Below are 6,574 nucleotides of genomic sequence, written 5' to 3' on the forward strand. Positions count from 1 at the left end.
CCGAAGGGTCAGCCCCGATCCCAGGAGAGGTCCCAAAAGAGGTAATCCCGCCAGCTCTCGGGAGCGCGGTGCAGGCCCAGGCTCAAAGTCAGGGAGGGCAGTGCATCCGGACGGCGGGGCTTGCGGATGAGGCGGAGGCTCGCCTCCTCGGGGGTGCGATCGCCCTTGAGGCGGTTGCAGGGGATGCAACAGGTCACGATGTTGTCCCAGCCTTTGTGTCCCCCGCGGGCCACGGGGATCACGTGATCAAAGGTCAGCTGGCCGGGCGAGAAGCGGTGTCCGCAGTACTGACAGCGGTGGTCGTCGCGGGCGTAGACATTGGTGCGGGAAAAGGGAACGTCCGCGAAGGGGCGTTTCATCCGGACGTGACGGAGCAGACGAAGCACCGAGGGGAGCTTCACCCGGACCGTGACGCCGCGGATCTCCCGGTCGTAGACGGCGATGACCTCCACCTTGCCCTGGAAGAGAAGGGTGATGGCCTTCTGCCAGGACACGATCCTCAGGGGTTCGTAGGTGGCGTTGAGGACGAGGGTGTGCTCCATGAGGCGGGTCCAGCAAAAAATTGTGCCCCTGGGCCCGAAGGCTGTCAACTCGGGCCCCCGCCCCCCCGGCATTGACCCGGCTCCCTGGGGGGGGATACAATCTCTTGGCCGCCGGGGGGCCAAGCTCTGGGCCACAATCTGCTGGCGTTCGGCGAGGTGCAGTTGGGCATCCCGCGCCGGGAACGCAAGCCCCGCTTCCCTTCCCCGCTACCCGCGACAGGACGCCTTTGACGAGGCGGCGGCTCCGCTTCGGCAACGGGCTCGATCTGGAGCTCGCCCTTGGCGATGAGGCCCCCGCGGGTGCAGAAGTGCTCGTGGTCCCCCAGGATGTGAACTTGATCATGGGGGAGGTGACGGTCATCGAGGAAACGGGGGAGAGCCCCGGGGAAGCGGTGGCGGCGGCCGCGGCCACCACCACCCCCCGGGCCCAGGGCTCGGTCGTGGTGGGCCCCCGGCGCCCTGGCCTCCCGCTCGTCTTCCAGGCCGTGGTGTACGACTTCCAGCACTCTCCGCCGACCTGCGAAGAACACGTGTTTGCGGCCCTGCTCACCGCGCTCGAGGAGGCCCGCTCGCGGGGTGTGCGTTGCCTGGGCGTCCAACCGGTGGGCACCGCCCACGGGGGGCTGAGCGCGGAGCGCTTCCTGAACGTGCTCAGCCAGGTCTGCTACTCCGCGGCCGAGCTGGGGACGAGCCTGCGGCGGGTCTACGTCCTCCTGGCCTCCGCGGAGGAGCTGGGGCGGTACGAGACCCTGCTCGCCGAGGCCATGAGCGAACGCCGCCTGGCTCCCTGAGCCCCTCTCCTCAGACGATCAGCATCGCGTCGCCGTAGCTGTAGAAGCGGTAGCCCGCGCGGACGGCTTCCTCGTAAGCGGCGAGGACCCGTTCGCGGCCCCCGAGGGCGCAGACCAGGAGCAGGAGGGAGGAGCGGGGCAGGTGGAAGTTCGTGAGAAGGGCGTCCACCACCCGGAAGCGAAAGCCGGGAACGATCACGAGGCCGGTCTCGCCCTCGCCTTCACTGACCTCGCCTTCCTTTGCCGCCGTTTCCAGCGCGCGCACGGTGGTCGTGCCCACCGCCACCACACGCCCGCCCCGAGCCCGGGTGCGGCGGAGGGCGGCCGCGGTTTCCGCGGGGACCCGGTAGGGTTCGGTTTCCACACGGTGGTCCTCCACCTGGGCCACGTGCACGGGCCGGAAGGTGCCCGGCCCCACGTGGAGCACCACCTCCGCGCGCTCCACGCCGCGCGCCTCCAGCGCGGCCAGGAGCCCAGGCGTGAAATGGAGGCCCGCGGTGGGGGCGGCCACGCTGCCCGTCTCGCGGGCGTAGACCGTCTGGTAGCGCTCCCGGTCTTCGGGGCGGTCCGGCCGCCGGATGTAGGGGGGAAGGGGAGTGTGGCCCCGGCGCTCCAGGACCACGGCCGGATCGCCCGCACACTCCAACCGCACGCGGCGGCGCGCGGAATCGTCCCCCGTAGCCGACGACTCGATGCGGAGGGCGAGATCCTCGGCCACGATCACGCGCGTGCCCGCGCGCAGCCGGCGGCCCGGCCGCACCAGCGCCTCCCAGACGCCGTCGCCCAGGGGGCGGATCAGCAGCACCTCCGCCCGGCCCCCCCCCTCCCGCTGGCCGAGCAACCGCGCGGCGAAGACGCGGCTACGGTTGACGACGAGGAGATCACCCCGGGAGAGGAGCGCGGGCAGGTCGCGGACGACCCGGTGACCAACCTCCGCCCGCGCGCGGTCCAGGACCATGAGCCGGGAGGCGGCGCGGTCCGGCAGCGGCTCCTGGGCAATCGCGCCGGGAGGCAGAGCGTAATCGAAGGCGTCGATCCGCAAGGGTCAGAACAGCTGCTTCTGCCCGGGGGTGCCCTCTGGGGGCACGCGGCCGAAGTGCTCGTAGGCCCGGCGGGTGGCGATGCGCCCGCGGGGCGTGCGGTCGAGGAAGCCGATCTGCAGCAGGTAGGGTTCGTAGATGTCCTCGATGGCGTCCGCCTCCTCGCTGATGGCGGCGGCCAGGGCGCCCACTCCCACCGGCCCCCCCCCGAACTTGTCGATGATAGTGAGGAGCAGCTTGCGGTCCACCTCGTCGAAACCGTGGGCGTCGACCTCGAGGAGGCGTAGCGCGTCCTCCGCCACCGCGGCCGTGATGGCGCCGTCGGCCCGCACCTGGGCGAAGTCGCGCACCCGGCGCAGGAGGCGGTTGGCGATGCGGGGGGTGCCCCGGCTGCGGCGCGCGATCTCGCGCGCGCCTGCAGCCTCGATGGGCACGCCCAAGATGCGGGCGGAGCGGTTCACGATGAACTCGAGATCGGCCTCGCTGTAGAAATCAAGACGGTGGACGATGCCGAATCGGCTGCGGAGGGGAGCGGTGAGCAGCCCCGCCCGGGTGGTGGCGGCGATGAGGGTGAAAGGCTTGAGGGGGATCTTCATGGAGCGGGCGCCGGGGCCGGTGCCGATCATGAGGTCGAGGCGGTAGTCTTCGAGGGCGGGGTAGAGGATCTCCTCCACCTTGGCCTCCAGGCGGTGGACCTCGTCTACGAAGAGGATCTCGCGGGCGTCGAGGGCGGTGAGGAGGGCTGCCAGATCGCCCGCCCGCTCGATGATGGGGCCGGCGGTAGCCTTGATAGGAACCTTGAGCTCGGCCGCGATCACGTGGGCCAGGCTGGTCTTGCCTACTCCGGGGGGACCGAAGAGGAGCACGTGGTCCAGGGCGTCGCCGCGGTTGCGCGCGGCCTCGATGGCTACCCGGAGGTTGGCCACCACGGCGGGCTGACCCACGTACTCGTCGAGGTCCCGGGGGCGGAGCGACTGGTCGAAGCGAAGGTCGTCGTCGAGGGGGCGGGGGGAGACGAGGCGGGGGTCGGTCACGCTTCAGGCCTCTAGCGTCCCGAGAGTATCCGCAGGGCCCGCCGCAGCAGGTCCTCGAAGCGGGCGTCCCCGCCTTCGCGCAGGGTCTTGTCCACCCCCCGCTCGGCCTCTGGGCGGGAGTAGCCCAAGTGCAGGAGGGCGGAGACCAGGTCCTCCCTGGCGCCTCCCTCCGCGGGGGCCGGCTCCGTCGCGGGTAGTAGGCCAGCCACTTGATCCTTCAGCTCCACGACCAGGCGCTCGGCCGTCTTCTTTCCGACCCCCGGAATCCGGGTGAGGCGAGCAAGGTCGCTTCCGCGAAGGGCGGCCAGGAGCTCGGGAGCCTCGATGCCGGAGAGGATGTTGACCGCGAGCTTGGGCCCTACCCCCGCCACGGAGATCAGGCGCTCGAAGAGGGCTTGCTCGCCGGCGCTCAGGAAGCCGTAGAGGGCGAGGGTGTCCTCCCGGACATGGGTGTGGATGCGGAGACTCACCTCCGCGCCTTCCTCCCCGAGGCGGTAGAAGGTGGAGAGGGGAATGGCCACGCGGTAGCCCACGCCCACCACGTCCACCACCGCCTCCTGCGGTCCCTTCCGTAGGAGGCGTCCCCGGAGGTGGCCGATCAAGAGCGGAGTCCCGCTTTGCCCCCGTCGGGAGAGGGGGAGAAAGCGGCCGCGCCGAGCAGGCTCAGGTGGGCGTGGCAGAGCGCCACCGCCAAGGCGTCCGCGGCGTCGCCCGCCTCTCCCTCTCCAGGCAGCTCCAAGAGGCGGGCGACCATGAAGGCCACCTGGGTCTTCTCCGCCCGGCCGAACCCGGTGACTTGGACCTTCACGGTGGCGGGGGAGAAGGCATGCACGGCCAAGCCCGCCTCCGCTCCCGCCAGGAGCACGACGCCCCGGACGTGGCCGAGCACGAGGGCGGTGCGGGTGTTAGCGGAGTGGAAGACGTCCTCCACCGCGAGCACGGCCGGGCGGAGGCGGGAAATCAGCTCCGCGACCCCCGCGTGGATGAGGCGCAAACGGTCGGCCAGGTCCAGGCGGGGGGGGGCAGCGAGGACGCCCTTTTCCAGGAGACGGTGGCGTCGGCCGTCGGTGTCGATGGCTCCGTATCCAGTGCGGAGGGATCCGGGATCGACCCCGAGGATGATCATGCCCGGTGGCGTCTAGCCGGCGGCGGCAGCCGCCTCCATCTCCTTATCCGAGACGTCGAAGTTGGCCCAGACGTTCAGCACGTCGTCGTTGTCCTCGAGAGCCTCGATCATCTTCAGCATCTGCTGGGCCTTGGCACCCTCCAGCGTGATGCTGTTCTCCGCGTACTTCCCGAGCTGAGACTCCTCCGGCTCAAGCCCCGCTTTCTTGACTGCCTCCAGAACCGACTCGTAGGCGCCGGGGGAGGTGAAGACCTCCCAGGTCTCGCCCGCAGCCACGATGTCCTCGGCCCCCGCCTCCAAGGCCAGCTCCATCAGCTTCAGCTCGCTCACCTTGTCGTGCGCGATGGCGATGAACCCGCGGGGCTTAAAGAGGTAGGACACGCTTCCCGCCGTGGCCAGGTTACCCCCGTACTTGGTGAAGGCGTGTCGGATTTCGGAGACGGTCCGGTTCCGGTTGTCGGTCGTGCCCTCCACCAGGATGGCGACCCCCCCCGGTCCGTAGCCCTCGAGGGTGATCTCCTCGTAGGAGGTGCCTTCCAGCTCGCCTGTCCCCTTCTGGATCGCCCGCTTGATGTTGTCGGCGGGCATGTTGACGCTCTTCGCTTTGTCCACCGCGGTCCGGAGGCGCGGGTTCGAGCCCAGATCACCCCCGCCTATGCGCGCGGCGATCGACATCTCGCGGATGATCTTGGTGAAGACTTTCCCGCGCTTGGCGTCGAGCGCGCCCTTCTTGTGCTTGATGGAGGCCCACTTGGAATGTCCGGACATGCCACTCTCCTGCTCGCTTCTCTGGCCAGAGTCTAGCACCGAGAGCGGGGCCAGCGCACGCGCCTCCGCCCAAAAAACAGAAAGCCCCGGCGTGCACGCCGGGGCTCGATATGAAGGAAAAATCCCGGCAACGTCCTACTCTCCCACCAGGCTACCCTGACAGTACCATCGGCGCTGGAGGGCTTAACGGCCGTGTTCGGAATGGGAACGGGTGTGACCCCTCCGCCATGGTCACCGGGATGAACTTGTCAAACAAGACTCCCGAAGATCCTGACCGTCGTAGGCAACGATGCCCTTCACGGTTTCCGACAGTATAAACATTATGGTCAAGCCTCACGACCGATTAGTACCCGTAAGCTGAGAGCATTACTGCTCTTGCACACCGGGCCTATCAACCTTGTCGTCTGCAAGGGGTCTTTAGGCAGGTTACCCTGCGGGAGACATCATCTTGAGGTGGGCTTCACGCTTAGATGCTTTCAGCGTTTATCCCGACCGAACATAGCTACCCAGCCGTGCCTCTGGCGAGACAACTGGTACACTAGAGGTTCGTCCATCCCGGTCCTCTCGTACTAAGGACAGCTCCTCTCAAGTCTCCTGCGCCCACAACAGATAGGGACCGAACTGTCTCGCGACGTTCTAAACCCAGCTCACGTACCGCTTTAATGGGCGAACAGCCCAACCCTTGGAACCTGCTACAGCTCCAGGATGCGATGAGCCGACATCGAGGTGCCAAACCTGGTCGTCGATGTGAACTCTTGGACCAGATCAGCCTGTTATCCCCGGCGTACCTTTTATCCGTTGAGCGATGGCCCTTCCATTCAGAACCACCGGATCACTAAGCCCTGCTTTCGCACCTGCTCGACTTGTAGGTCTCGCAGTCAAGCTCCCTTGTGCCTTTGCACTCGACGGCTGATTTCCAAACAGCCTGAGGGAACCTTCGGGCGCCTCCGTTACTCTTTAGGAGGCGACCGCCCCAGTCAAACTACCCGCCTAGCCATGTTCCTCTCCCCGATAAGGGGAGTAGGTTAGAACCTAAGAGCGTCAAGGGTGGTATCTCACCGTCGGCTCCTCCGAGCCCGAGAGCCCGGAATCAAAGCCTCCCACCTATCCTGCGCAGAACGCACCCAAGTTCAAGGCTAGGGTGCAGTAAAGGTGCACGGGGTCTTTCCGTCTAGTTGCGGGAAACCGGCATCTTCACCGGTACTACAGATTCGCAGTGCCCCTCGTTGAGACAGCGCCCAAATCGTTACGCCATTCGTGCAGGTCGGAACTT

7 protein-coding genes and 2 rRNA genes are annotated in these 6,574 nt (G+C 67.7%); 1 reads left to right on the forward strand and 8 read right to left on the reverse strand.

Annotated features, from left to right (window positions below):
• Positions 1 to 8: 8 nt before the first annotated feature.
• Positions 9 to 542, reverse strand: coding sequence for an HNH endonuclease (locus tag VN461_24250; GenBank protein ID HXB57896.1), 534 nt, complete (start codon positions 540 to 542; stop codon positions 9 to 11).
• A gap of 227 nt (positions 543 to 769) precedes the next feature.
• Between VN461_24250 and VN461_24255 the strand changes: the two genes are divergently transcribed.
• A complete protein-coding gene (locus VN461_24255) occupies positions 770 to 1,333 on the forward strand; it encodes a hypothetical protein (GenBank protein ID HXB57897.1) in 564 nt (187 codons plus the stop codon).
• A gap of 10 nt (positions 1,334 to 1,343) precedes the next feature.
• Here the strand turns inward: VN461_24255 and queA are convergent, their stop codons facing one another.
• From queA to VN461_24290, 7 genes are all read right to left on the reverse strand, one after another.
• Positions 1,344 to 2,375 carry a tRNA preQ1(34) S-adenosylmethionine ribosyltransferase-isomerase QueA gene (gene queA, locus VN461_24260; GenBank protein HXB57898.1) on the reverse strand — a complete coding sequence of 344 codons (1,032 nt, stop codon included), beginning with the start codon at positions 2,373 to 2,375 and terminating at the stop codon, positions 1,344 to 1,346.
• A 3-nt stretch (positions 2,376 to 2,378) separates the two neighbouring features.
• On the reverse strand, positions 2,379 to 3,407 hold the full coding sequence (gene ruvB / locus VN461_24265) for a Holliday junction branch migration DNA helicase RuvB (protein HXB57899.1): 1,029 nt from the start codon (positions 3,405 to 3,407) through the stop codon (positions 2,379 to 2,381).
• Positions 3,408 to 3,418: 11 nt separating this feature from the next.
• Complete coding sequence (gene ruvA, locus VN461_24270; protein HXB57900.1) at positions 3,419 to 4,009, reverse strand: Holliday junction branch migration protein RuvA; 591 nt, start codon at positions 4,007 to 4,009, stop codon at positions 3,419 to 3,421.
• Positions 4,006 to 4,533: a crossover junction endodeoxyribonuclease RuvC gene (ruvC, locus tag VN461_24275; protein ID HXB57901.1), complete on the reverse strand. Its 528-nt coding sequence runs from the start codon at positions 4,531 to 4,533 to the stop codon at positions 4,006 to 4,008. Before ruvC ends, ruvA begins: the two co-directional genes overlap by 4 nt.
• A 12-nt stretch (positions 4,534 to 4,545) precedes the next feature.
• Positions 4,546 to 5,301: a YebC/PmpR family DNA-binding transcriptional regulator gene (locus VN461_24280; protein ID HXB57902.1), complete on the reverse strand. Its 756-nt coding sequence runs from the start codon at positions 5,299 to 5,301 to the stop codon at positions 4,546 to 4,548.
• 122 nt (positions 5,302 to 5,423) lie between these two features.
• Positions 5,424 to 5,540: ribosomal RNA gene (rrf, locus tag VN461_24285) — 5S ribosomal RNA — on the reverse strand.
• Between the two features lie 83 nt (positions 5,541 to 5,623).
• Positions 5,624 to 6,574 (reverse strand): 23S ribosomal RNA (locus VN461_24290); the annotation flags it as partial.

Source organism: Vicinamibacteria bacterium (assembly GCA_035570235.1).
Taxonomy (GTDB): domain Bacteria; phylum Acidobacteriota; class Vicinamibacteria; order Fen-336; family Fen-336; genus DATMML01.